The 22,948-nt window shown below is 58.4% G+C and carries 28 protein-coding genes; 16 read left to right on the top strand and 12 right to left on the bottom strand.

Translation table 11 applies throughout. The features are described from left to right. Positions 1-81 precede the first annotated feature (81 nt). From ACZ3HH_RS02690 to ACZ3HH_RS02655, 8 genes are all read right to left on the bottom strand, one after another. On the bottom strand, positions 82-1,083 hold the full coding sequence (locus ACZ3HH_RS02690; protein WP_465802645.1) for a glycosyl transferase family protein: 1,002 nt from the start codon (positions 1,081-1,083) through the stop codon (positions 82-84). Continuing rightward, a complete protein-coding gene (locus ACZ3HH_RS02685; protein WP_095053183.1) occupies positions 1,080-1,415 on the bottom strand; it encodes a TusE/DsrC/DsvC family sulfur relay protein in 336 nt (111 codons plus the stop codon). Before ACZ3HH_RS02685 ends, ACZ3HH_RS02690 begins: the two co-directional genes overlap by 4 nt. After that, a complete protein-coding gene (gene tusB, locus ACZ3HH_RS02680; RefSeq protein ID WP_465802643.1) occupies positions 1,412-1,705 on the bottom strand; it encodes a sulfurtransferase complex subunit TusB in 294 nt (97 codons plus the stop codon). The genes ACZ3HH_RS02685 and tusB overlap by 4 nt, the downstream gene beginning before the upstream one ends. After that, a complete protein-coding gene (gene tusC, locus ACZ3HH_RS02675) occupies positions 1,705-2,067 on the bottom strand; it encodes a sulfurtransferase complex subunit TusC (protein WP_052967905.1) in 363 nt (120 codons plus the stop codon). The genes tusB and tusC overlap by 1 nt, the downstream gene beginning before the upstream one ends. Position 2,068: 1 nt before the next feature. Further along, a complete protein-coding gene (gene tusD / locus ACZ3HH_RS02670; protein ID WP_064621317.1) occupies positions 2,069-2,461 on the bottom strand; it encodes a sulfurtransferase complex subunit TusD in 393 nt (130 codons plus the stop codon). Between the two features lie 204 nt (positions 2,462-2,665). After that, the gene (locus ACZ3HH_RS02665) at positions 2,666-3,370 is read right to left on the bottom strand and encodes a YoaK family protein (RefSeq protein ID WP_465802642.1); all 705 of its coding nucleotides are present in this window, start codon (positions 3,368-3,370) and stop codon (positions 2,666-2,668) included. 28 nt (positions 3,371-3,398) lie between these two features. Further along, positions 3,399-3,728 carry a DUF6388 family protein gene (locus tag ACZ3HH_RS02660; RefSeq protein ID WP_123358359.1) on the bottom strand — a complete coding sequence of 110 codons (330 nt, stop codon included), beginning with the start codon at positions 3,726-3,728 and terminating at the stop codon, positions 3,399-3,401. 2 nt (positions 3,729-3,730) lie between these two features. Further along, positions 3,731-3,985 carry a hypothetical protein gene (locus ACZ3HH_RS02655; protein WP_008008546.1) on the bottom strand — a complete coding sequence of 85 codons (255 nt, stop codon included), beginning with the start codon at positions 3,983-3,985 and terminating at the stop codon, positions 3,731-3,733. A 163-nt stretch (positions 3,986-4,148) separates the two neighbouring features. On the opposite strand from ACZ3HH_RS02655, the gene ACZ3HH_RS02650 reads away from it, so the two are divergent. Continuing rightward, entirely contained in the window at positions 4,149-4,499 is a 351-nt protein-coding gene (locus tag ACZ3HH_RS02650) for a hypothetical protein (RefSeq protein WP_007904889.1), read from the top strand. 148 nt (positions 4,500-4,647) lie between these two features. Here ACZ3HH_RS02650 and ACZ3HH_RS02645 read toward each other — a convergent pair whose 3' ends face one another. Continuing rightward, a complete protein-coding gene (locus ACZ3HH_RS02645) occupies positions 4,648-5,070 on the bottom strand; it encodes a GNAT family N-acetyltransferase (protein ID WP_465802641.1) in 423 nt (140 codons plus the stop codon). Positions 5,071-5,218: 148 nt separating this feature from the next. On the opposite strand from ACZ3HH_RS02645, the gene ACZ3HH_RS02640 reads away from it, so the two are divergent. The 6 genes from ACZ3HH_RS02640 (at position 5,219) to ACZ3HH_RS02615 (ending at position 8,926) form a co-directional block, all read left to right on the top strand. Then, positions 5,219-5,656 carry a hemerythrin domain-containing protein gene (locus ACZ3HH_RS02640; protein ID WP_048397272.1) on the top strand — a complete coding sequence of 146 codons (438 nt, stop codon included), beginning with the start codon at positions 5,219-5,221 and terminating at the stop codon, positions 5,654-5,656. 176 nt (positions 5,657-5,832) lie between these two features. Next, positions 5,833-6,333: a hypothetical protein gene (locus tag ACZ3HH_RS02635; RefSeq protein WP_465802638.1), complete on the top strand. Its 501-nt coding sequence runs from the start codon at positions 5,833-5,835 to the stop codon at positions 6,331-6,333. A gap of 12 nt (positions 6,334-6,345) precedes the next feature. After that, the gene (locus ACZ3HH_RS02630) at positions 6,346-6,588 is read left to right on the top strand and encodes a hypothetical protein (protein ID WP_019580101.1); all 243 of its coding nucleotides are present in this window, start codon (positions 6,346-6,348) and stop codon (positions 6,586-6,588) included. A 244-nt stretch (positions 6,589-6,832) separates the two neighbouring features. After that, positions 6,833-7,426 (top strand): NUDIX domain-containing protein, encoded by a 594-nt coding sequence (locus ACZ3HH_RS02625; RefSeq protein WP_465802637.1) that lies wholly within the window; start codon positions 6,833-6,835, stop codon positions 7,424-7,426. A 136-nt stretch (positions 7,427-7,562) separates the two neighbouring features. Next, on the top strand, positions 7,563-8,102 hold the full coding sequence (locus ACZ3HH_RS02620; protein WP_465802636.1) for a kinase inhibitor: 540 nt from the start codon (positions 7,563-7,565) through the stop codon (positions 8,100-8,102). Positions 8,103-8,107: 5 nt separating this feature from the next. After that, positions 8,108-8,926 (top strand): helix-turn-helix transcriptional regulator, encoded by an 819-nt coding sequence (locus tag ACZ3HH_RS02615; protein ID WP_465802634.1) that lies wholly within the window; start codon positions 8,108-8,110, stop codon positions 8,924-8,926. Positions 8,927-9,083: 157 nt separating this feature from the next. Here ACZ3HH_RS02615 and ACZ3HH_RS02610 read toward each other — a convergent pair whose 3' ends face one another. Next, positions 9,084-9,599 carry a methylated-DNA--[protein]-cysteine S-methyltransferase gene (locus ACZ3HH_RS02610; RefSeq protein WP_465802736.1) on the bottom strand — a complete coding sequence of 172 codons (516 nt, stop codon included), beginning with the start codon at positions 9,597-9,599 and terminating at the stop codon, positions 9,084-9,086. A gap of 151 nt (positions 9,600-9,750) precedes the next feature. On the opposite strand from ACZ3HH_RS02610, the gene ggt reads away from it, so the two are divergent. From ggt to ACZ3HH_RS02595, 3 genes are all read left to right on the top strand, one after another. After that, positions 9,751-11,478, top strand: a complete 1,728-nt coding sequence (ggt, locus tag ACZ3HH_RS02605; RefSeq protein ID WP_465802632.1) for a gamma-glutamyltransferase — start codon at positions 9,751-9,753, stop codon at positions 11,476-11,478. Between the two features lie 136 nt (positions 11,479-11,614). Next, entirely contained in the window at positions 11,615-12,148 is a 534-nt protein-coding gene (locus tag ACZ3HH_RS02600) for a cysteine hydrolase family protein (protein WP_465802631.1), read from the top strand. Positions 12,149-12,262: 114 nt separating this feature from the next. Continuing rightward, positions 12,263-13,285 carry a helix-turn-helix transcriptional regulator gene (locus ACZ3HH_RS02595; protein ID WP_465802630.1) on the top strand — a complete coding sequence of 341 codons (1,023 nt, stop codon included), beginning with the start codon at positions 12,263-12,265 and terminating at the stop codon, positions 13,283-13,285. 281 nt (positions 13,286-13,566) lie between these two features. On the opposite strand, the gene ACZ3HH_RS02590 is transcribed toward ACZ3HH_RS02595, so the two are convergent. Continuing rightward, on the bottom strand, positions 13,567-13,923 hold the full coding sequence (locus ACZ3HH_RS02590) for a DUF6124 family protein (protein WP_465802628.1): 357 nt from the start codon (positions 13,921-13,923) through the stop codon (positions 13,567-13,569). Positions 13,924-14,368: 445 nt separating this feature from the next. Here ACZ3HH_RS02590 and ACZ3HH_RS02585 point away from each other — a divergent pair, with 445 nt between their 5' ends. Together ACZ3HH_RS02585 and ACZ3HH_RS02580 are read left to right on the top strand one after the other, a co-directional pair. Continuing rightward, complete coding sequence (locus ACZ3HH_RS02585; RefSeq protein ID WP_465802626.1) at positions 14,369-15,124, top strand: zeta toxin family protein; 756 nt, start codon at positions 14,369-14,371, stop codon at positions 15,122-15,124. Further along, on the top strand, positions 15,111-15,293 hold the full coding sequence (locus tag ACZ3HH_RS02580) for a hypothetical protein (protein ID WP_008068377.1): 183 nt from the start codon (positions 15,111-15,113) through the stop codon (positions 15,291-15,293). The genes ACZ3HH_RS02585 and ACZ3HH_RS02580 overlap by 14 nt, the downstream gene beginning before the upstream one ends. Positions 15,294-15,377: 84 nt before the next feature. Here ACZ3HH_RS02580 and ACZ3HH_RS02575 read toward each other — a convergent pair whose 3' ends face one another. Continuing rightward, positions 15,378-15,968 carry a hypothetical protein gene (locus ACZ3HH_RS02575; RefSeq protein ID WP_465802624.1) on the bottom strand — a complete coding sequence of 197 codons (591 nt, stop codon included), beginning with the start codon at positions 15,966-15,968 and terminating at the stop codon, positions 15,378-15,380. A 719-nt stretch (positions 15,969-16,687) separates the two neighbouring features. On the opposite strand from ACZ3HH_RS02575, the gene ACZ3HH_RS02570 reads away from it, so the two are divergent. From ACZ3HH_RS02570 to ACZ3HH_RS02555, 4 genes are all read left to right on the top strand, one after another. Next, positions 16,688-18,556: an amidohydrolase gene (locus tag ACZ3HH_RS02570; protein ID WP_465802623.1), complete on the top strand. Its 1,869-nt coding sequence runs from the start codon at positions 16,688-16,690 to the stop codon at positions 18,554-18,556. 18 nt (positions 18,557-18,574) lie between these two features. Further along, positions 18,575-20,317, top strand: coding sequence for an amidohydrolase (locus tag ACZ3HH_RS02565; RefSeq protein WP_465802621.1), 1,743 nt, complete (start codon positions 18,575-18,577; stop codon positions 20,315-20,317). A gap of 109 nt (positions 20,318-20,426) precedes the next feature. Continuing rightward, positions 20,427-21,167: a TorF family putative porin gene (locus ACZ3HH_RS02560; protein ID WP_465802619.1), complete on the top strand. Its 741-nt coding sequence runs from the start codon at positions 20,427-20,429 to the stop codon at positions 21,165-21,167. A 220-nt stretch (positions 21,168-21,387) separates the two neighbouring features. Beyond that, positions 21,388-22,800 (top strand): purine-cytosine permease family protein, encoded by a 1,413-nt coding sequence (locus ACZ3HH_RS02555; protein ID WP_465802618.1) that lies wholly within the window; start codon positions 21,388-21,390, stop codon positions 22,798-22,800. The last annotated feature ends 148 nt before the right edge of the window (positions 22,801-22,948 follow it).

Genomic DNA, 22,948 nt, shown 5'->3' with positions numbered 1-22,948 from the left:
TCCTCAACCGATAAGCGTTGGAGAGGAGTCTATGCGCATAGGTTCGAACAAAAAGCGCAAAGGTTGGGCGTTTATGATCGGTTAAATCGATCGGTCCCTTGCATCCCAATACTGCTGGGCGGTTTCGAACGCTTGCTCGCGGGTCTGGCCGAGGCCGCGCAACGCCAGGGCCATGGTCGAGATCAACGCCATCTGTGGATAGCTGTCGACTACATCGCCACGCCATACGGCTTTCAAATGCTCGGGATCAAGGCTCGCCGGTTTGACGTGGCGCTGGGTCGACAGCTGTGGCCATTCTTCATCCCAGCTTTCGCCGCCGGTGGTGCCATACAGGTGACTGTCGGCGTCCGGATTGATTTCAATCTCGCCGCCATCGCCCTTGATCACGATTGCGGTATCGCCCAGCAAGCCGCTGGCCTCGCGATGCACGGCCTGATAGCCGGGGTGGAAAATGCTTTGCAGGCCGCAGCGAGCGCCCAGCGGGTTGAGAATCCGTGCAAGGGAATGGATCGGCGAGCGCAGGCCCAAGGTGTTGCGCAGGTCGATCATTCGCTGAAGTGGCGGGGCCCAGTCCACCAATGGCATGAACGCCAGACCGCCCTGATCGAGCGCAGCGCCGGCCTGCTGCCAGTTGCGGCACAGTGGAATGTTCAGCGTCTCGAGCAGTTGTTCGCTGTACAGCCGACCGGCCGTGTGCGCGCCGCCGCCATGCATGAAGATGCGCACGCCGTTCTGCGCCAGGCACTTGGCCGCCAGCAGATACCATGGCAGGTGACGCTTCTTGCCGGCATACGTCGGCCAGTCCAGATCAACCGCCAGCGCCGGTGGATTCAGGCGTTCACGCAAGGCTTCGGTGAACCCGGCCATTTCCTCGGCGCTTTCTTCCTTATGCCGCAACAGCATCAGGAAGGCGCCGAGCTGGGTGTCCTCGACCTTGTCGTCGAACACCATGCCCATGGCCTCGCGGGCTTCTTCGCGAGTCAGGTCGCGGGCGCCGCGTTTGCCTTTGCCAAGGATCCGCACGAACTGGGCGAACGGGTGCTCGGCGGGCGTTTCGAGGGTCAGTGCTGGATAGTCGGTCATAAGCAATTCGTCGGTTTGGGCAGGCCCGCCAGTTTCGCGGCGAGTTTGGCAGGGGTGCCTTTGAACAGTCGGTTCAGGTGCAGGCTGTTGCCCTTGTCGGGGCCGAGTTTCAATGCGGTGTATTTGATCAGCGGACGGGTGGCCGGGGACAACTGGAATTCGTCGTAGAAACGGCGCAGCAGTTCGAGGATCTCCCAGTGTTCCGGGCTCAACTCGATGTCTTCGGCAGCGGCGAGGGCGGCGGCCACCTCGGCAGACCAGTCGCTCAGTTCGACCAGGAAACCGTCCTTGTCCAGTTCAATGGCGCGGGCGCCGACCGTCAGGGATTTCATAGCCAGCTGTTGACCTTGTCGTAGTGAATCGACAGCTCGACGAAGGCCGGGTAATCGATGGCCTTGGCCCAATCCGGGACTTGCAGAGCCCGTGCTTGAGCATCTTCGGCCAGCACGAACAGTTTCAGGCTGCGAGCATGCAGCGTGCGCAATGGTGCGGTGCCTGGCTGCAAGGCATAAGCCGCATCGCCACTCAGCAGCAGCGCATCGTTGGCGCCGATCACGCGCAGGCAACTGCTCAGGCGGTCGTCGCCGAAAGGGGAATGAGACAACACATGCAAAGTCGACATCAGAGGGTGATCACTTGGTCGTAACGGTCAATAAGGGCGGTGATTTCCTGGGCGGCCAACACCTGGGCTTCTTCAAGCGACAGACCTTTTGGGTCCAGACCACGGGCCGCGGCGCTTTCACCGCACACGAACAGGTCTTCGACACCAAACATCGGCAAGGCTTGCAGGTTGGCGCTCAGGTCTTTCTGTTGCAACGCCTTGGCGTCCTGTTTCGCGGCGAGCTGGAACACGCCGTCATCGAGGAACAGCAGGCCGATCGGCAGATCGAAGGCGCCACCGGCCAGCACGATGTCCAGCGCTTCCCGCGCATTCGGCCCGGACCACGGCGCCTGACGGCTGATAATCAGCAAGGATTTAGCCATCTCACGCGCCTCCGAAACAGATCAAACGGTCAGCGTCCTGCACCGCGTCATGCAACTGGCCGAGGCCGGACAATTCCCATGGCGCGCCCACCGCTACCGCTTCACGCTGATAACGCTGGGCTTCTTCCTCGTTCAACACCCCGCGGCGCAGGGCGGCGGCGATGCAGACCACGCCATCGAGTTGATGCTCGCTGACAAAGTTGCGCCATTGCTTGGGCAAATCCTGCTCGTCCTGAGGCGTGACCACGCTGCCGGATGCGTTGTAGACGCCATCCTGATAGAAAAACAGCCGGACAATCTCATGCCCGCCGGCCAGCGCGGCCTGGGCGAACAACAAGGCACGGCGCGAGGAGGGCGCATGGGCGGCGGAAAACAGCGCAATGGCAAACTTCATGACGGACTCGATCAGCAAAACTGCGGCCATGATAAAGCTTTATCGGCGGGGCGGCGAAGGGCGTTTACTCGTAGACCGAGTCGCCGCCATCGCGGGCAAGCCCGCTTCCACAGGTTATGTAGCGAAGCTGCAACCTTTGGCATCACACAAGTCCTTGTGGGAGCGGGCTTGCCCGCGATGAGGTCCGAACAGTCAATACAAGATTCAGCGCGGCATATACCCCAACTGCCAACGCCGCGGAATCTTCAACGACAGCAACCCCAGCACCCCGGCCAGCAGCCCGCTGACAAACAGGGCCTTGAGCCCAAGATGTTGTTCCAACAGCGCTCCAAGCACCGCGCCAGCAAACATCCCTGCCCACGGAATCAATTGCACCCGCCAGCCATTGCGCCGCTCGCCAAGCATCCACCGCCCCAGCCCACGACCAAACCGAGACAACGCGCCGGTGACGTAGGTCAGCCCGACCGGCAGGCCGTTCACTTCTTCCACGGCAGCATTGAGCATGCCCATGGCGATGATCGCCGCCAGCAGCGCCGGCAATTGCGTCTCGTAGGGCCAGGCTGCAGCGCCGCAGAGCAGGGTGGCGATGCACAGCAGCAACGGCAACGCTCGTCGGCCACCGAAACGGCTGACGACAATGCCCAAGGCGTTGCCGGCGACAAATGTGGCCACGAGGATTACCAGGCGCAGGGTCAGCCCGAGGTCGCCATCGCTGATCGCCACGGCCAGACGGGTGGTGTTGCCGCTCATGAAGGACACGAAGTCACCGCTGGCCATGAAGCCGATGGCATCGGTCATGCCGGCGAGCACCGACAAACCGGCGACCATCGACAGGCCGATGCGTCCGCGCCATTTATGGGTATGCAAATGGCCCGGTGTGGCCCGGGTACTTAAGGGCGAAGGCAGCATCGACGAAAGCTTCCTTGAGCAGCGATGATTATTTGGTTAACCCATATAACTCGCAATACTCCAGCCAGTCCATGCCGGCCATCTCCGCGACCTCCTTATGCACCTCCAGGCGTTGGGCCTGGTAATCCTCAGGTGTGGCGGCAGTCAGTTGCAGCGTCAGCTCCCAGGCAAACAAACCCAGGCGCTCAGCCTCGGCTTCGAACGCTTCATGCAAGCGCTCGTCGCGGTACTGCGCGACTGTCACGCCCTTGGCTTGGGCCAACAGTGGATTCAGGTTATCCAGTTCGATGCGCAGTTCAGGACGCTCATCGAGAAATCTTTTCAGCGCCTGCTCGTGTTGCTGTTCGGTTGCCGCCATGGTCACTCCTTAGAAGACTGCTTTTTGCTCGCCTTGGCGGCCGCGGCCAGACACTCCAGAGCAAATTGCTCGGGGTAGGTCATCTGGATGGGCGTGGTTTCGCCTTTGACGGTTCTTTCGCCATCAAGAATGTAGCGAATCCGCTTGTCGGTGACGCCAATTCGCTTGGCGATCCAGGAAGGCGTCTGACCGATCTGGCTGATCAGCTTGTCGGCGTATTCAGCGGTCGGTTTGTAATATTCGGCGTTGGGTGTCATGACCTTTCCAGAAAAATGCGCCCGGAAAAAATGGGCGATGCGGCGTTAATGGCGCGACAGGGTGCGCGAATCGTCGCGCGGTGTCGCGGTATAAATGAAGTAAAGCAGAACGATACGCCGCGCCGCGGTGATACAGTCCGCTTTTTCTTGATGAGCGAACGCAATGCGAATTCTGATGGTGGCGCTGGCCGCAACCTTGCTGGCGGGCTGCGCCGGATCGGCGATGAATGACGCCCGCACCAAAACCCCGTACAAAACCCTGACCTCGGACAAACCGGAAAAAGTCGTCGCCCAGTGCGTGCAATTTGCCTGGCAGGACGAAGCGGTATTCGGCGTCGATGCGGGCGCGTATTTGCAGCCCGGCAAGAAGGGTGGCTCGACGGTCTACACCCGTTCGGCCGAGTCCTTCGTGGACGTGACCACCGATGCCTCGGGCACAGCATTGAGCTACTACGCGCAGCACGATGATTTTGTCGCCAAGCGCCGTTTGGCGGCGTTGGCTACCTGTTTGTAAGCAGGCACCTCGTGCACCGGGTTGTTGGGCAGATGCAGTTTCTGTGGGAGCGAGCTTGCTCGCGATGGCGGTTTGTCATTCGACATTGATATCGACTGACCCACCGCTATCGCGAGCAAGCTCGCTCCCACAGGGTTTTGCGTTTTAATCAGCCCAAACGCTTCTGGAAAAAGAAGCGCTTGTGGCCCGGCGGGTAATCGGCAATGTGCCCCAACTCGCTGTAGCCGTGCTTCTTGTAAAACTCCGGCGCCTGGAAGTCGAAGGTGTCCAGCCAGATCCCCACGCATTCCTTTTCCCGCGCCAGGTCTTCGGCCATCTGCATCAGTTTCGAGCCCATCCCTTGTCCCCGGGCCAGCTCCGGGACTGACAACAACTCAATGAAAAACCACTGGTAAAACACTCGGCCATAAAGCCCGCCGAGAATCTCGTCGCTGTCATTGCGTACCAGCAAAGCAATCTGCTCCGACACCGTGGCCCCGGCCTTTGCGGCGTTGTAGGCGCGCAGCGGTGTAAGGATCGCTTCGCGCTCCTCCTGAGTGGCATTTTTCGACAATTCGATTCGCAGAGTCATAGGCAACACATCCTTATGGCAGTGAACACGGAGCCTATCCCGGTTGCGGCGATTGTTCTATCCCCCCAAAGCCCAAGGAACCCCCGGGGCTCCGGGAATGTCTAGCGTGAACAGCATCGTTGTTGAAAGCAGTCATTGAGGGCAACCCGTGAACATTTTTGAAGCCTTGCGCGAAAGCCACGACCGTCAGCGCCGCTATGCCGATGCACTGATTCAAACCAGTGGCGACACCCCGGAACGGGTCGAGGCTTACAAACGGCTCAAATCCGAGCTTCAGGCCCACGCAACCGCTGAAGAACGCCATTTCTACATGCCGCTGATGGAGTTCGACAACGGCGTGGATCTTAGCCGCCACGCCATCTCCGAACACCACGAAATGGACGAGATGATGGAAGCGCTGGATGCCACCGAAATGTCCAGTCCGTCCTGGTTGGCAACGGCGAAAAAACTCTCGGAGAAGGTCCATCACCACCTCAAAGAGGAGGAGCAGAAGTTCTTCCAGATGGCCGGCAAGTTACTCGACGACCAACAGAAAGAAACCCTCGCCGGGCAGTATCAGAAAGAATACAAGGCGCAACTTTCCTGAGGATGAAAGCGCCGCAATGCTGTTCACTCAAGAGCGTCTTGAGTCAGTAAGAGCTTGTGGCGAGGGAGCTTGCTCCGTAAGCGCCCGGCCAACACGCCTTGCCAGCAAGGTGAAATGATTTGAATCCAATGCGCTCCTTGTAGAGAATCGCCATCTTTGCCTCGAAAGGATGCGCGATGAAGTTCGAAGGGACTTACCAATACATGGGCAATCACGGGATCGTCTTCAACGTCTCGCAGATCACCCTCACCGACAGCGAACGCGGACGCCTGCGCGAGCTGCATTTTGGCGAGGCGAAAAGCGCCCACTATGAGGTCAACAGCAAGGTCGTCGAGGTGTACGACAAGATGCAGGCCAAGAGCCTGCCGTGCCTGATGATGATCGGCATCTCCAAGCCACTGACCCGGCAACAGGGCGATACCCTCAATGCCCAACGCACCAAGGTCGCCAACCTTGCCGCCTCCGCCTTCGGTGGCGCTGCCGGTACTGTGGGCGGTTTAGCCGGACCTGCAGGCAGTGTCGCCGCAGGTACTGTTGTAACGGCGGGTGTGCGCTCGTACGTCAATGACGCTCTGCCCACCTACCATGCTGGCGACGTAATCGTCAGCATCCAGGCGCAGGTCAATGGTGGGATTGGCCCACAGCGCTCTTCCGAATCCCTGATCATCAAGACCTGAGTGGGGCTGCACATGTCCGAAATTACCCAGACGGTCATCGTCGTGGCGCTGGCCTTTCTACTTGATCGGTTTCTTAAGCCGTACCCGCTGCGCAAGTGGCTAGGGGTGACGCTGGTGGTGGCAGGCGCAATCGGCTGCGTTGCAGTGAGCCAGACCCAGTTGCTGGGCTTTGACTTGGGATTGATGTCGGTCCTTGCCGTGCCGGTGGGCGCGGGGCTGTTCGTGACCAGGCGGCGGTTCGAGCAGATTGGCTGAAGGTCAGGAAGGTGTGTTGGCCGGACGGATACCTTGCTCCCGCTTGAGTGCGTAGCGCTCACAAAAATCGCAATGGTTGTCAGATTTTTGGGGCCGCTACGCAGCCCAGCGGGAGCAAGCTCCCTCGCCACAGGTTTCTCTGACTCCAGATTCTCTTAAATGAACAAGCATTGCAGCAGTCGCCGGGCTTTTCTGTTTTCGCCTAACATGGACGCTTTCTGACGAACATAAGGATGGGATTGTCATGTCGAATACAGCCGAGCGGGTCAACATCATCGAGTCCCAGGTGCTGTCCCACGACTGGTATCTGCTGAAAAAAATCACTTTCGATTACTTGCGCAACAACGGCGACTGGCAGCGTCAGACTCGCGAAGTCTATGATCGCGGCAACGGCGCGGCGATTCTGCTGTTCAATCGCGAGAAGAAAACCGTCGTACTGACCCGCCAGTTTCGCTTGCCGGTGTTCGTCAACGGCCACGATGGATTGCTGATTGAAGTGGCGGCGGGGCTGCTGGAAGGCGTTGCGCCCGAAGAGCGCATTCGTGCTGAGGCCGAAGAAGAAACCGGCTATCGCGTCCACCATGTGCAGAAGGTTTTCGAGGCTTACATGAGCCCCGGTTCGGTGACTGAAAAGCTGCATTTCTTCATGGCTGAGTACGACGCCTCTTCGAAGGTCAGTGATGGCGGCGGGCTGGAGGAAGAAACCGAAGAACTGGAAGTGCTGGAGTGGGCGTTCGACGACGCGCTGGCGGCGTTCTATCGTGGGGAGATCTGCGATGCCAAGACCATCATGCTGCTGCAGTATGCAGCGATGAAGGATGTCTTCGGAGCGGTTTGAGCCGGTGCGGTTTTACAATTGCAGTTCATCTGATTCGAGAGAGCGTTCAGGCACAATGGTCGAGCATTTCGGCACAGTAACCAGCCTTCGCGCTCTCTAGACTCGTACCTCACGCCAACACTCAGATGAGGTCACGATGAACATCAGAATAATCCTATCCGCATTGTCCATGGGGGTCGTCCTCACGGGGCACGCTGCCGACTTCTCGCTGACGAGCCAGGATATTGCCGAGAACCGCCCGCTGACCAGTCGCGAAGTGTTCCAGGGCTTCGGTTGCGAAGGGGGTAATACTTCTCCCGAACTTTCCTGGCGCAACGCCCCGGCGGGCACCAAAAGTTACGCGGTCACCGTCTACGATCCTGATGCGCCGACCGGCAGCGGCTGGTGGCATTGGACGGTGGTCAACTTACCCGCTTCAACCAGCAGCTTGCCAAGCGGGGTCGGCTCGAACCTGCCTGCCGGTGCAGTACAAGGGCGAACCGATTATGGCCAACCGGGATTTGGCGGAGCTTGCCCTCCTGTAGGGGATAAGCCGCATCGCTATCAATTCACCGTATGGGCGTTGAAAGTCGATAAGCTACCCCTCGACAACCAGGCCAGCGGAGCCCTGGTGGGCTATATGCTCAATGCCAACGCCTTGGCCAAAGCGACCATTACTTCAACTTACGGACGTTAAGAACGATGCGCCCTTGTTTCGGCATACAGCACCGGGAAAATATTATCGATGCGTGTGTCATACGGGCGCGACAGCCCCATACATTGCAACGGGTGTCGATATTCGCTACCGCGTTGTGTCGAGTGCGGCAGGGGGAAAAACTGCTGCAATGGGATGACCGGGAAATGCGTGCAGGGCCGCAACATCTGATTCTGATGCCGGCCGGGCGCGAGCTTGGCATCTCAAATTTCCCCGGCCTTCACGGTCACTACATCGCTGATGTGGTGACCTTTCCCGGTTCGACACTGCGTAATTTCAGCAGCCGATATGGCCAGCAGATCATGAGTCATCGCCGTGCCCCGAAGTCAGATCTATGTGTCCCTCTGGACAGGCATACAACACAGGCATGGGATCAGTTATTGGCCTCCATCAATGCGAACGCGCCGGATGCATTACGCACCCATTATGGGGAAGCGGTTCTGCTGAGCCTGTGCCTCGGCGGTCAGGCTGGGCCGCTGCTGATGGATCGCAACGATCCACTGTGCGAACGGGTGCAGCAGCTGGTGATGGGCAGCCCGGAAAGAGACTGGACTGTTGCGCACGTTGCACAACACCTGAACCTTGGCGAGTCGACTTTGCGTCGCCAACTGGCCAATGAAGGGGGCAGTTTCAGGAATATTTTGGAAAGTGTTCGACTGGCTACGGCGCTGCAATGGTTGCAAACCACGTCTCGCCCCATCGGTGAAATTGCCGGTGCCAGCGGTTACGCCTCGGCCTCACGTTTTGCAGTGCGCTTTCGCTCACACTATGGCTTGTCGCCACGGGAATTGCGGGCGGCGATTTAGGTAAGTCCTGTGGAATGTTCCCTGTCTTTTTGAAACTGCGAGTTCTGTGGCGAGCGAGCTTGCTCGCGTTGGGCGTGAAACGCCCCCTTGTCGAAGATTTTGCCAGCGCTACGCACTGGAACGGGAGCAAGCTCCCTCGCCACAAGGGCTCATTAGCTCAAAATAAATCACCCATGCTGCCGGCCCCGTGGCACTCGTACCCTTCGAGCGTCAGCAACCGCTCTTTCGCCTCAAGCCCACCGGCAAACCCCGTCAGTTTCCCCGACGCACCGATTACCCGATGACACGGCGCGATAATCGAAATCGGATTCTTGCCATTAGCTGCCCCCACCGCCCGAACCGCGCTGGGATTGCCGATCTGCCGGGCAATCTCGCTGTAGCTGCGAGTCTCGCCAAACGGAATCGTAAGTAGCGCCTGCCACACCTTTTGCTGAAATTCCGTCCCGGCAAAATCCAGTTCCAGCTCGAAACGGTTACGCGTGCCGGCGAAGTATTCCTGCAGTTGCTGTGCGGTGCGCACCAGGATCGGGTTGTCCGCCGCTTCAGTCATCGGCCCCAGTCTTACCCGGCCCGGTTTGTCGTTTTCCCAGAGGATGGCCGCCAGTCGGGCGCCTTTCGCCACCAGTTTCAATTCGCCGACCGGAGACGCCAGGGTGGTGAAGGTGTAGGACATGCCGACGGACTCCGTAAAAGTGCTGAACAGGGGGCCCAGCATACTGCCTCGTCGGGGAGGCGCAATACGCAATCCCAGCCATACTTGCCTACTGCTCTTGAACCGTTCCCTCTGTTTTTGACAGAGCCTAAAAACAAAAAGAGACCGACTCATGAAGTTCGAACCTTTTACCAAATCGCTCGTGGCAACCACATTGGCGCTGAGTTGCCTGACGGCCCACGCGGCCTCCGTCGCCCCGGTCGCGGCCGAAAACGGCATGGTCGTCACCGCCCAGCATCTGGCCAGCCACGTCGGCGTCGATGTGCTCAAGAATGGTGGCAACGCCGTCGACGCCGCCGTAGCGGTAGGTTATGCGCTGGCGGTGGTGTACCCCGCGGCGGGTAACCTGGGCGGTGGCGGTTTCATGACGATTCAATTGGCGGACGGGCGCAAGACCTTCCTCGACTTCCGTGAAAAAGCCCCGCTGGCCGCGACCCCCGATATGTACCTCGACAAAGCAGGCAACGTCGTCCCGGACCTGAGTACCCGCGGCCATCTTGCCGTTGGCGTGCCGGGCACCGTTTCGGGTATGGAACTGGCCCTGAAAAAATACGGTACCAAACCTCGCAAGGAAGTGATCGCCCCGGCGATCAAGCTTGCCGAAGACGGTTTTGTGCTGGAGCAGGGCGATGTCGACTTGCTGGAGTACGCCACCGACGTCTTCAAGAAAGACATGCGCGACTCGGGCTCGATCTTCCTGAACAACGGTGAGCCGATGCAGGTCGGCCAGAAACTCGTACAAAAAGACTTGAGCAAAACCCTGCGGGAAATTTCCGAAAAGGGCGCCGACGGTTTCTATAAAGGCTGGGTGGCCGACGCCATTGTCACCTCCAGTCAGGCCAACAAGGGCATCATCACCCAGGCCGACCTCGACAAATACCAGACCCGCGAACTGGCGCCGATCGAGTGCGATTACCGTGGCTATCATGTGGTCTCGGCGCCACCGCCAAGCTCCGGTGGCGTGGTGATCTGCGAGATCATGAATATTCTCGACGGCTACCCGATGAAAGACCTGGGCTTCCGCTCGGCTCAGGCGATGCACTACCAGATCGAAGCGATGCGCCACGCGTATGTGGACCGCAACAGCTACCTCGGCGACCCGGACTTCGTGAAAAATCCGATCGCCCATTTGCTGGATAAAAACTACGCGACCAAAATCCGCGAAGTCATCGACCCGCAGAAAGCCGGCGTATCCCGCGAGATTAAACCCGGCGTAGCGCCCCACGAAGGCAGCAATACCACCCATTACTCGATCGTCGACAAATGGGGCAACGCGGTGTCGGTGACCTACACCCTCAACGACTGGTTCGGCGCTGGCGTGATGGCGAGCAAAACCGGGGTCATCCTCAACGATGAAATGGACGACTTCACCTCGAAAATCGGCGTGCCGAACATGTACGGTCTGGTGCAGGGCGAAGCCAACGCCATCGCCCCCGGCAAAGCGCCGCTGTCGTCCATGAGCCCGACCATCGTCACCAAGGACGGTAAAGTCGTCATGGTTGTCGGCACTCCCGGGGGCAGTCGCATCATCACCGCAACCCTGCTGACCATCCTCAACGTGATCGACTACGGCATGAACATCCAGGAAGCGGTGGATGCGCCGCGTTTCCACCAGCAATGGCTGCCGGAAGAAACCAACCTGGAGAACTTCGCCACCAGCCCGGACACCAAGAAGATGCTCGAAAGCTGGGGGCACAAATTTGCCGGGCCGCAGGACCCCAACCATATCGCAGCTATTCTGGTAGGTGCGCCTTCGCTGGAAGGCAAGCCTGTGGGCAAAAACCGCTTCTATGGAGCGAACGATCCACGGCGTAATACCGGGTTGTCACTCGGTTACTAAAACAGGCGATCAGCGGCCACCTGAACTCCCCGGGTGGCCCTGATTCCCGATCCTCGAACGCAGCCTCGATAGCTGCTACAGACCAGAAAGGGAGTTGTAATCCATCGTTCTACCGACCTCTCTAAGGAAGGAAGCCATGAGCACCGCACTCCTGATCATTGATGTCCAACGCGCGCTGTGCACCGGCGAGTATGAATGCTTCGACATCAAGCGCGTCATCGACACCATCAACGATCTCAGCACCAAAGCCCGGGCCGCCGACATCCCGGTCATCCTGATCCAGCACGAAGAAGAGGGCGACCTGCTGCAATACGGCGGCGAAGGCTGGCAACTGGCCGACAGTCTGAAGACTTCACCCCAAGACCTGCGGCTGCGCAAAACCACCCCGGATTCGTTCTACCAGACCCACTTGCATGAACATCTGCAAGAACTGGAGGCCGACCGCCTGATCATCTGCGGTCTGCAAACCGACTACTGCATCAACGCCACCGTTCGTCAGGCGCATCAATTGGGCTACGACGTCGTGCTGGTGGCCGACGCCCATTCCACCATCGACAACGGCACGATGAGCGCCGAAGACATCATCGCCGAACATAACAAGGATCTGGCGCACCTGACCGGCTCCGTGGCACGGATCGATGTTATGCCGGCCAGTGAAATCAATCTCTGAAAACCACGCCAGCCCCGTGGCGAGCGAGCTTGCGCGCCTGGGGCTGGACGCAATCGCTGCGCCTATGGCATGGTCAAAAAAATAATACGCCATGCAGCGAGCAGGATCAGAACGATGGAGGAGGGTGATGAGGTCGGCGCCAAGGCGTCGATGGCAACGCTGCAAGCGTTCAACCTTTGCGTATTGCACCTGGGGCGTCTTGCCCGAGATCGCGGTGCATCGCAGTTCATTGCAGACGGCCTGCAGGCATTTAGCCAACTGGTGCCCTTCGCTTCGGCCTGGTGGGGCGAGATGTCTGCGTCAGGCGTCGATGTATCGCCCAGAAGCTGGATGCACGGGCGAATCAATCTACCCGAGTCGTTCGCCGCCGAGTGGCACACGTGTGCGCGCAACGACCAGTTCTCCCATGACACCTTGAGTCGACCCGGGGAGGTCTTGCGCGACAGCGGTTTCAACGACCCCAATGAAGAAGTGAACACGTTCGCTCGGCGCCACGACCTCTACTACCTGATGTGCATCACCTTCGAGTTACCCGAAAGCGGCTTGATGTTCTTTGTCTGTCTCTACCGGGGCATTGATGCCTCGGCTTTCAACGACAACGAGGCCGATCTGTTTTCGGCCTTCTGCGACCATCTGTTGCAGCTGTGGCGATTCCAGGTGCAGGACATGATCCGCTCCGACACGGGCAACGGGGCGTCTGACTTTGGCGTCGCGCGCATGGACGGCAGCTTGCTGTACGTGGGGGCAACGCTGTGTGCAGCCATCGAACGGGAATTACCCGGCTGGAACGGTTCAATGCTTCCCGCGCAGGTGATCGCGCAACTGCAAAAGGCACCCTGCGTCATGCGCCTGGGCCGCTGCGCCCTGACACTGAGCCCTAACGCCGAGCACGTCATCCTGTCGCTCGAAGCCCAGTCGCGCGGGGCGATGCTTGCGCCACGCGAGCGAACGGCAGCCATGCTGTTTGCCGCCGGCCATTCCTACAAGGAGATTGCCAAAATCCTGGAGTTGAGTCCTGCGACAGTGCGCACCTATCTGCGCAACTGCTATCTGCAACTGGGCGTGAAGAGCAAGGTGGAACTGGGTTCTGTGCTGCGTTCCGCGACTTCGCTCGCGGATACGACGCGCCGCGATTAAATCCGCCTACAACGCGTCCCCCTGTAGGAGCGAGGCTTGCCCGCGAAGAACGATAACGCGGTGTGCCAGACCTGACGCCTTCGCGGGCAAGCCTTAATGCCAGTCAGTGAAGTATCTGAACACTGCAATCCTTGTGGGAGCGAGCCTGCTCGCGATAGCGTCGGGTCAGCCAATATTGATGCTGAATGTACCGCCGTCATCGCGAGCAGGCTCGCTCCCACACGTTGCGCACCTTAACTGACTGGCATTAGGGCAAGCCTCGGGGAATGGAGTTCACATTTCTAAGGGGTATCGATTTTATCCAGCACCCGGTTCGCGGTGATCTCCGCCACCATGATGCTGTTTGAAATGCCCAGCAGGGCGTAGCGCGATTCACCCTCCAGATGATCCACCAACTGATGGACCATCACATCGACCGAGGCCAGCGTCTCGACCAAAAAAACCGCCAGGGTTTCGGTTGTGGCTTCTGGGTTCACTAAAAGCATCGTGCAGGGTGTACGCGCGGTGGCTTTGATGTCGGCATTCGATGGGAAGTGGAAGTTGAGGGCGCGTTCGGCGGCCTCATTGAGTTTTTTTGAATCGGCTTCGTACGGGGAGGCCGGATCGGTGTCCGGTGGGTTCGGTGTAACCTTGAACATATTCAATTCTCCAACACTGTGGAGCCGTCACCGAATCGCTGCTAAACGAAGGTGGCAGCTATACGCAGGTTAGCAGACCGGTGGAGACGAATCCGGCGCGCCCGAGGGCGCCCTGCGCACAGCTACCATAAAGTGCAGGCATGAAATGACCTGACTGTCTGGATGCAAATGCGCTTCGTCACCACGGGCTGCTAAACCCGATCACTGATGAGCAGTGACACGAGTCAAGTTACCGAGTGACCGCAAAGCGCACAAGCCGGCGGATTCTGGTGCAGCCGTAGGCAACGGCGCAAGGTTTTGTAGCTTTCAGGATGTAACTTTGAGGTCACTTAAACAAGGAGCCTCGGGCGATGTTGAATCCTCTTGTGCGCGAGTCGTACAGACAGGCTGATGGTCTAGAGGCGATCTAAGTGTTAGGTTGAGCCAAACGAATTGCGAGCTTCAAATGACCCCCGAAGAAAAAGCGACAGAAGAGGTTGCCTTTGAGTTTGCTCGGGCCAATAGGGCTTCTCTTGCAAGGGCAATTGCTGACACCAGCATCTTTGCACCAGAGGATTTCCCTATAACGGTTTTTATGGCCGGGTCGCCCGGGGCTGGGAAAACGGAGATTTCCAAGGCCTTCGTTGAATTTTTTGAAGAGGGTGATGAAGAATATGAGGCTCAACGGGTGCTTCGCATAGATCCTGATGACTTCAGGACCTTGATCCCAGGATACACGGGTTGTAATTCTTATCTGTTTCAGAGGGCGGTTACAAAAATTCTCGAAAAGGTGTTGGATCGAGCTTTTGAGAAACGAATTTCGTTCATTCTTGACGGGACGATGGCAAATATAGATGTCGCAAGACGCAATATTGACAGGGTCTTGGGTAACCGAAGGTTCGCCCAGATTATGTACGTTTATCAGAGGCCAGAATTGGCCTGGCAGTTCGTAAGGGCTAGGGAGATAACTGAAGGCCGCAACATTCCCATGGATGAGTTCGTCAGACAGTATCTGGCAGCTAGAAGGAACATTGTCGACATCAGACAATCCTATGGGGAGCATCTGGTCGTGAATTTACTTATCAAAAATACTGATGGGACTGATGCCGCGTACGCAGGTGATGTGACCGTCGACCAGATTGACGACCTGATACCTGAGACCTATGATCATCTTGAGCTTATCGAGCTCTTAACCGAGGCAGAGAAAAATGAGTGCAGCTAAGACCGGAAAATCCAGTCCTTTGGCTGAATTTTTCTGCAAGGCTTCCCCCGAGACCAAGCGGGACGTATTTATAGTGGCGATGTCTAAAGCGATCGCCTCTCAGCGTGATGTGCTGGATAAGGCGGAAGCTATCAAGATGGCGCGAAAAACCGAGAAGGCTTCTGCCTAAGACGAATGTGTCATTAACGAAAAAGCCCAGCTATCCGCTGGGCTTTTTCGTTTCTGGGGATTCGTACAGGCGAGAAGGGTCAGACTAAGCTTCGGCCAGCAGCTTCGCGAGGAAGGGAAACTCTCTACAACAGACCTCATCGATCTGCTTGCGGACGTGATCATGTGTTGAGCTATCGTGCGTAGTGACGCAGAGGTAGTAATTTTGACCTTCGTGCTTCGCAAAAATGAGCCATTCGCCTGTTATGGCCTGTGCTTCGGCGAGACGTTGTCGGTTTCCGCTAACGATATCATTTACGAGTGCAGGTACGTCTTCGGCAGTGAGAAAGCGCTCTTCACCAGCTTCCTCTGCTTCTCGAATTTTTTGCTCGAAAAATGGAATGCCATATATGTTTAAGCCCCTTTGGACATTGTGGGCCAGTGATCCTATCCCATCTTGCATGTAGTGTTTATGCCAAAGACCTTTCAGTGGAGGATGGCGGTTTTGGATCGGAGCTTTCAATTGGCCTGGCTGTCCTGCCTCTAGCTCCTCGATTTCCCTAATGACCTTCGCAGGGTTTTGATAGCCAGACAGGGACCCGCCAAGCAGGTGAAGAGCGAGCAGGGAGCTATAACGATGGGGCGCAGCTTTATCAAGTCCGATAGATTTCACAAAGTCTTTAAGATTCACTTCCATGCTGTGCTCTGTCATCGCTTGTGTCCCTAGTAGCGCTAATCGTGTGTTTCAACCTAGCACACAAGCAATGGTGCTCAGAAAAAACACCGTACAAATATCGATAGAGGCAAAGCCAACCCGCAGGGCTTTTTTGCAACTGGATGCCCGTCTAGTTGCTAGGGGCGGCTGGTCATCGACCACACGCAATACGACGCCCCGGCTGCCGGCTGGATCAAATCCCTCACGGCCACCGCCCAAGGCCTCATCGCCGAGCCCCAACAGATCGATGCGCCCTTTGCCGAGCAGTCGCCAAGGGTAGCTAAAAAAAAATATCTGCCTCGTTCTACTTCCCAGATGCCGCCAACAACCCCGTGCCCGGCGTCTACGACCTGCGCCACGTCGGCTTCCTCTGCGCCCAACCACCCTCAGTAAAAGGCTTACGCCTGATCGAGCTGACCGATGGCGAGCAAGGCGTCATCGTGTTCAGCGACGTGTCAGGCCATATCAATGTTGACTGTACCGCCGCCTTTGCGAGCAGGCTCGCTCCCACAGGTTCCGCGCCTTAACAGACGACTTGGCGAGAATCACCAGATCGGATCCCTGTCATTTAATGACCTCACCCCTCCTCATTTGTAGAGGTCCATCCGACGCCTGCGCCCTATAGGGTATGCCTGCATATCAGAGGCTTGCGGCCGTCTGTTCGGGCCACTTCCAAAACTATAAAAACAGAGGTGAGGCAGTTGAAATTTTCCAGGCTGTTTATCGCCGTTGCGTCGACAACGGCATTTTCCTGCATGGCGCTGGTGGGGTGTCAGACCCAGGGTTCGACACCGGCTGACATGGTGATGCGCAACGGCTATGTCTACACCGTCGATGGCAAGAACTCCGTGCAGCAGGCAATCGCCGTCACAGGCGGGAAGATCGTCTATGTCGGCAGCGATGAAGGCGTTGCTTCGTACATCGGCACGCAGACACAGCTGATCGATCTGGCGGGGCGCATGTTGATGCCCGGCTTCGTCGATGCGCACATGCATCCGGGGGACGGCGGTCGCGCCATGACGTTGTGCGACCTGAAATATCAGACGATGACCCGCAAGGTTTTCCAGGAAACCATTCAGGCGTGTCTGGATGCCGACAAGGGCAAGGGCCCGGATGTCTGGCTTGAAGTGGGCAGTTGGGACCGCATGGGCATGACCGGGCTCGATGGCGATCCGGACAAGTCGACGCTCGATGCACTCAAGACCGATCGCCCGATTCAGGTCCGTTCCACCGACTTCCATACCGTGCTGACAAACTCCCGTGGCTTGGCGGTCGCGGGTATCAACAAGCACACGGCCAATCCGGGCGATGGCAAGTACGTGCGCGACAGCGCCGGCAACCCGACCGGTATTTGCGAAGACGGTGCCGCCGATGCCATGGCCGCCGTGGTGCCGCCCGCCACCGACGCAGAAAAACTCAAGCAGACCCGCGCGGCGCTCGACGCCATGCGCCAGCAAGGCATCACCAGTTTCTTCGATGCCTTGTCGGGACCTGAAAATGGCAAAGCGTTTACCACCCTGCAACAGTCGGGCGAGCTGACCGCACGGGCCTTGCTGGCGATCAAGCTCGACCCTGCCGCCGCCGCTGCAGACCCGGCGAAAACCATTGCCGAGGCCAAGGCATTGGCCAACACCTACGACCAGGGCGAAGCCAAAGTCGCGCCGGGTGTGAGCATGCGCCACGTTAAATTGTTCATGGACGGCATCATCAACGCTCCAGCGGATACCGGGGCAATGTTGACGCCGTACCTGCGCAATGCCGGCACCGATGTCGCGCCGAAGTGGACGCCTGGCAAGAATACCGGTGAGCTGTACTTCCCGCCGCAAGTGCTCAATCCGCTGCTGTTGCAAGCGGTGCAGGCCGGTCTCGATCCGCACCTTCACGCCACCGGGGACCGAGCGGTGCGTGACTCGTTGAACGGTATCGAATACGTGCGCCAGCAACTGCCGGGCAATGGTTTTCGTCCGGCCATTACTCACGCCGAATCGGTGGACCCCGCCGACTATGCACGCTTCAAGGCGCTCGATGTGACCGCCAACATGTCCTTCCAGTGGGCTCAGCAGGCGCCGTCCACGGTTGACGGCACCAGCGATCATCTCGGGCCTGCGCGTTTTGCCCGCATGGAACCATCGGGCAGCATCAGCCGCGCTGGCGGCCGGGTTGCTTATGGCAGCGACTGGCCTGTCGACCCGCTTGATGAATTCCTGGCGCTGAAGATTGGGGTCACCCGTTCAGGCGATCCGCTGAACCCGCACAGCTACGGCCCCAAGTATGCGGGCAGGTTGAATACCGATCCGGCGCTGTCGCGCACTGACGTGCTGCGCACCATCACCATGAATGCCGCCGAGCAACTGAAACTGGACGCTGTCGTCGGTTCGGTCGAGGTCGGAAAATTCGCCGACTTGATCGTGTTGGACAAGAACTTCATGCAGGTGCCAGAGGATGAGCTGGGCCGAAACGACGTGCTGCTGACGGTGGTCGGCGGCAAGGTCGTGTGGGCCAAGGCGCCGTTCGTTGGACTTGATCCGAAGGCGTTGTCACAAGCGTCCACATCCCGAACCGCCCAATAAAAACAAGAGAGTGTTCCGATGCAACGATTCATTCCCAACCTGTTGGCCGCAGCCCTGGCCCTTTCCTCGGTGCAGGCCATGGCCGCCGCTGATCTTGTGCTGTTCAACGGCAAGGTCTTTACCGCCGAACCCGGTCAAGCACTGGTTCAGGCCGTGGCGGTGCAAGATGGCAAGATTCTAAAAGTGGGCAGCAATGCCGAGATCAACGCCCTGGCTGATGCCCAGACACAACGCATTGATCTGGCGGGCAAAGTGCTGATGCCTGGAATGATTGATACCCATAGCCACCCGGTCGTTGCGGCCTTCAACAGCCAGGGGGCCAACCTGCTGGATGAAGTAAAGCCGTTGCCGGAACTCGAACAATGGGTGATCGAGCAAGATAAGGCGGGGCGAGCACGGGCCGGTGACGTGATCAGCATTGCCGGGGTGAGTTCGGCCTATTGGGAGAAAAGCCGCGAGCTCGGTCAGCGCTTCAATCAGGGACGCTGGGCGGATCAACCGGTGGTCCTCAGCGGGATTGACGGGCATACCGGTTGGGCCAACAACGCGATGCTCAAGCGTCTGAAGATCGACGCGGCATTGGTAAAAGGTCTGTCGGAACAGGACCGCAGCTTCGTGGGGCACGCAGCGGACTTCACTCCCAACGGTTTGTTCGCCGAGTCGCGCTGGGACAAGGTGCGCAGTCAGATCCCCGCGCCCGGCAACGAGCTCATGCTCAAGGCTGCCCGCGAGGCGGTGAAGGTCAATAATCAATATGGCGTTACCGCCTGGATGGACGCGGCAGCGAATGCCGGAAGTGGTGATTCGCTGTTCGATTTCCGGGCCACCGAGCAGAGTTACGGTGTTCTACCGCTTTACCGTGAACTGGCAGAGAAGGGCGAGCTCAATGCCCACGTCGCGGCTCTGCTGCTGGCCAACCCAAAAAGCCGGCCGGCCGATCTGGAAGTGCTGGCCAAGGTGATGAAGAAATTCGAAGGCGTGCCCAATCTCAGCTTCCCTGGCATCAAGGTCTTCGCTGACGGCGTTCTGGAGTTTCCGGGGCAGACGGCAGCGGTGATCGTTCCGTTCACCAACAGTCACAAAAACGGTCAGTTGCTGATTGACCCGGCACACTTCGGTGAATTGGTGGTGGCGGCGGAGAAGCGTGACTGGATTGTGCACACGCATGCGGTCGGCGACCGTGCCGTACGTGAGTCACTCAATGGCATTGAATACGCGCGCAAACTCAACCCGGCACCGATGGCCCACAGCATTACTCACTTGCAACTGGTCAATCCAAAGGAATTCCCGCGCTTCAAGCAACTGGGCGTGATCGCTTCCATGCAGCTGCTGTGGGCTACCGGCGAGTCTTACACGGTGGAGTTGGTCAAACCGTATATCAGCGCGTTCGCTTACGGTTATCAGTATCCCGCCAGGTCCCTGCATAACGCCGGTGCGGTCATCGCCGGTGGCAGTGACTGGCCGGTGTCCAGCCCCAATCCGTGGAATGCCATCGCTCAGGCCAGCACCCGCAAAGGGCCGCTGGGTGTGTTGAATGCCAATGAAAGCATTGATCGCCAGACCATGTTCTACGCCTACACCCTCAATGCCGCCAAAGTCCTGCGGCTGGAGCAACAGATTGGTTCGCTGGCGCCTGGCAAACAGGCCGATCTGATCATCCTCGACCGCGATGTGTTCAAGGTCAGCGATGACGAGCTGTTCGACACCAAGGTCCTGAAGACCTTCTTCGCTGGCAAGCAGGTTTACGCCCCCGCGTCCTGACGACTACCCGCCGGCAGCACCAAAAAATGCTCCTGCTCCTCGCATGGCGAGGGGCTGGGCAACGCTACGCCCGAAATCACCCGCTGATCCATAAAAATAAGAGACTTGTATGAACGTACGCTCAGCATTGACCCTTGCCAGCCTTGTATTGGCTCCCCTGACCAGCCAGGCACTGACACTTGACGACAACTTCAGCCTGGACATGACCCTGGGCGTTGTCAGTGACTACCGCACGCGTGGCATTTCGCAAACCCTGGGGGATCCGGCGGTTCAGGCCGGCGCCACGCTGGTGCACAGCAGCGGCTTGTACGTTGGCGCCTGGACCTCGAATGTCGATTTCGGCGGCCCATACAAGACTCGGCAGGAACTCGAGTACTACGCGGGATTCTATTGGCAGGCGACCGAGGCAATCAGTCTCGATCTGGGGTACCTCAAGTACGACTATCCAAAGGAAGGCCAATTCAACATGAGTGAGGTCTACGCCATCCTTGACGTTTATGGCGTGAAGCTCGGCGCCAACTACTCAAACGATACGCCGAACTTCTTTGGCGAGGACCAGGACACCCTCTACACCTACCTCAGCTACAAAATCGAATTGCCGGCCGAGATCGGCCTGGACCTGCGCGTGGGTCGCAACGATGTCAAAGACCCGGCTTTCTGGTCCGCCAACGGTGAAAGCCGTGATGCCTACACCGAATGGGAAGCCAAATTGACCCGTGATTTCGTGGGCGTGACCTGGGGCCTCAGCTACATTGATACCGACCTGTCGAAAAGCGAATGCGCGAGCTGGTACGGCTATGACGATCTATGCACTGCCACCGTGGTAGCCAGTGCCAGCAAGGCCTTCTAAGCGCTAAAACCCTGCCAGTCAGTTAACAGAAACCCAGGGTCAAGCGATCCATTGTGGCGAGGGAGCTTGCTCCCGCTGGGCTGCGAAGCGGCCCCAAAATTCTGACAACAATGCGATTTTGCGACTGCTGCGCAGTCGAGCGCGAGCAAGCTCGCTCGCCACAAAACAGTGTTCGACTTGAAACCCTTTACCCGTCTGCCCCTCAGAAGAGAACACCGTAATGACCAAGGTCAGCGATAGTCAGCAGCGAAGTCCCCTGATCGAGACACGTTCGATCGATTACATTCCCGAGGCCGAGCGCCATGGCAGCCTCTACAGCCAGTTCACCCTGTGGCTCGGCGCCAACATGCAGATCACCGCGATCGTCACCGGCGCTTTGGCCGTGGTGCTGGGTGGCGATGTGTTCTGGTCACTGATGGGTTTGCTGATCGGCCAGTTGCTTGGCGGTGCGGTAGTTGCCCTGCATGCGGCACAAGGGCCGAAGCTTGGGCTGCCGCAGATGATCTCCAGTCGCGTGCAGTTCGGCGTCTATGGGGCGGCGATCCCGATTGTGCTGGTGTGCCTGATGTACCTTGGCTTCAGCGCTACCGGCGCGGTACTGTCGGGGCAGGCCATTGCCCAGCTGATCGATGTCAGCGACAGTGCCGGCATTCTTATTTTCGCCTCCTGCATCGCGTTTCTGACGATCTTCGGCTATCGGGTCATCCATTTGGTCGGTCGGGTGGCCAGCGTGCTGGGCATCATTGCCTTCGTCTATCTGTTTACCCGATTGATGACGCTCAACGACATCGGTCTATTGCTGGAAAATCGCCATTTCGGCTGGAGCACTTTCCTGCTGGCGGTGTCCCTTTCCGCGTCCTGGCAGATCGCGTTCGGCCCTTATGTGGCCGACTACTCACGCTACCTGCCGAGCAAGACTTCGTCCTGGAAGACGTTCACCGCCGTAGGCCTGGGGACGGTGCTGGGCGCCCAGGCGTCCATGGTGCTGGGAGTGTTCGCCGCTGCGTTGGCGGGCACGAGTTTTCGCGGTCATGAAGTCGCCACCATCGTTGGGCTGGGCAGTAGCGGGGTGATCGCCTCCCTGCTGTATTTGAGCGTGGTGTTCGGCAAGGTCACGGTGTCGACCCTCAACGCCTATGGCAGCTTCATGTGCGTGGCCACCATCATCAGTGGCTTCCGTCGTGGCTTCGAGATATCCGCCGGCAAACGCATGCTGTTTGTGCTGGCGATTGTCGGCGCGTCCACCGCGCTTGCATTGCTGGGGCAGCACTCGTTTCTCACGACGTTCAAATACTTCATTCTGTTTTTGTTGACCTTCTTCACGCCGTGGAGCGCGATCAACCTGGTGGATTATTACTTCATCAACAAAGAGCGTTATGACATTCCCGCGTTGTCCGACCCGGCCGGGCGTTATGGCCGCTGGAATGTGTTGGGGATCAGCGTGTATGTCCTCGGTGTGCTGGTTCAGCTGCCTTTTGTCGACACTCACTTCTATTCCGGACCGATGGTCGCGCAGCTTGGCGGTGTCGATATTTCCTGGATCGTCGGGCTGGTGGTGCCGGGCATTCTCTACTACTGGGTGGCCAGGACAACCGGGCTTGCCGTGTCGGTCGAAGGTAACTCGAAGGCTTGAATTCCCTGTCGTTCAAGGGCTGCAGAATGGGCGCGGCGATAACTACCTTGTGTTCAAGCGTCTCCTATACTGATCCGCGTTGACAGGTTCAACGCAGATCCTGAAGGCCGTTGGCACAGCAGCCAGCGGCGTCCCTGTGACTCAACAG

Source organism: Pseudomonas sp. PME37.24/025 (assembly GCF_055556615.1).
Note: the sequence above shows the minus strand (reverse complement) of the source record. Positions and strands in the feature narration are given on the sequence as shown.

Coding starts and splice junctions, on each gene's coding strand:
- ACZ3HH_RS02690 (WP_465802645.1), bottom strand. CDS start 1,083: ATGACCGACTATCCAGCACTGACCCTCGAAACGCCCGCCGAGCACCCG.
- ACZ3HH_RS02685 (WP_095053183.1), bottom strand. CDS start 1,415: ATGAAATCCCTGACGGTCGGCGCCCGCGCCATTGAACTGGACAAGGAC.
- tusB (WP_465802643.1), bottom strand. CDS start 1,705: ATGTCGACTTTGCATGTGTTGTCTCATTCCCCTTTCGGCGACGACCGC.
- tusC (WP_052967905.1), bottom strand. CDS start 2,067: ATGGCTAAATCCTTGCTGATTATCAGCCGTCAGGCGCCGTGGTCCGGG.
- tusD (WP_064621317.1), bottom strand. CDS start 2,461: ATGAAGTTTGCCATTGCGCTGTTTTCCGCCGCCCATGCGCCCTCCTCG.
- ACZ3HH_RS02665 (WP_465802642.1), bottom strand. CDS start 3,370: ATGCTGCCTTCGCCCTTAAGTACCCGGGCCACACCGGGCCATTTGCAT.
- ACZ3HH_RS02660 (WP_123358359.1), bottom strand. CDS start 3,728: ATGGCGGCAACCGAACAGCAACACGAGCAGGCGCTGAAAAGATTTCTC.
- ACZ3HH_RS02655 (WP_008008546.1), bottom strand. CDS start 3,985: ATGACACCCAACGCCGAATATTACAAACCGACCGCTGAATACGCCGAC.
- ACZ3HH_RS02650 (WP_007904889.1), top strand. CDS start 4,149: ATGCGAATTCTGATGGTGGCGCTGGCCGCAACCTTGCTGGCGGGCTGC.
- ACZ3HH_RS02645 (WP_465802641.1), bottom strand. CDS start 5,070: ATGACTCTGCGAATCGAATTGTCGAAAAATGCCACTCAGGAGGAGCGC.
- ACZ3HH_RS02635 (WP_465802638.1), top strand. CDS start 5,833: ATGAAGTTCGAAGGGACTTACCAATACATGGGCAATCACGGGATCGTC.
- ACZ3HH_RS02630 (WP_019580101.1), top strand. CDS start 6,346: ATGTCCGAAATTACCCAGACGGTCATCGTCGTGGCGCTGGCCTTTCTA.
- ACZ3HH_RS02625 (WP_465802637.1), top strand. CDS start 6,833: ATGTCGAATACAGCCGAGCGGGTCAACATCATCGAGTCCCAGGTGCTG.
- ACZ3HH_RS02620 (WP_465802636.1), top strand. CDS start 7,563: ATGAACATCAGAATAATCCTATCCGCATTGTCCATGGGGGTCGTCCTC.
- ACZ3HH_RS02615 (WP_465802634.1), top strand. CDS start 8,108: ATGCGCCCTTGTTTCGGCATACAGCACCGGGAAAATATTATCGATGCG.
- ACZ3HH_RS02610 (WP_465802736.1), bottom strand. CDS start 9,599: ATGTCCTACACCTTCACCACCCTGGCGTCTCCGGTCGGCGAATTGAAA.
- ggt (WP_465802632.1), top strand. CDS start 9,751: ATGAAGTTCGAACCTTTTACCAAATCGCTCGTGGCAACCACATTGGCG.
- ACZ3HH_RS02600 (WP_465802631.1), top strand. CDS start 11,615: ATGAGCACCGCACTCCTGATCATTGATGTCCAACGCGCGCTGTGCACC.
- ACZ3HH_RS02595 (WP_465802630.1), top strand. CDS start 12,263: ATGGAGGAGGGTGATGAGGTCGGCGCCAAGGCGTCGATGGCAACGCTG.
- ACZ3HH_RS02590 (WP_465802628.1), bottom strand. CDS start 13,923: ATGTTCAAGGTTACACCGAACCCACCGGACACCGATCCGGCCTCCCCG.
- ACZ3HH_RS02585 (WP_465802626.1), top strand. CDS start 14,369: ATGACCCCCGAAGAAAAAGCGACAGAAGAGGTTGCCTTTGAGTTTGCT.
- ACZ3HH_RS02580 (WP_008068377.1), top strand. CDS start 15,111: ATGAGTGCAGCTAAGACCGGAAAATCCAGTCCTTTGGCTGAATTTTTC.
- ACZ3HH_RS02575 (WP_465802624.1), bottom strand. CDS start 15,968: ATGGAAGTGAATCTTAAAGACTTTGTGAAATCTATCGGACTTGATAAA.
- ACZ3HH_RS02565 (WP_465802621.1), top strand. CDS start 18,575: ATGCAACGATTCATTCCCAACCTGTTGGCCGCAGCCCTGGCCCTTTCC.
- ACZ3HH_RS02560 (WP_465802619.1), top strand. CDS start 20,427: ATGAACGTACGCTCAGCATTGACCCTTGCCAGCCTTGTATTGGCTCCC.
- ACZ3HH_RS02555 (WP_465802618.1), top strand. CDS start 21,388: ATGACCAAGGTCAGCGATAGTCAGCAGCGAAGTCCCCTGATCGAGACA.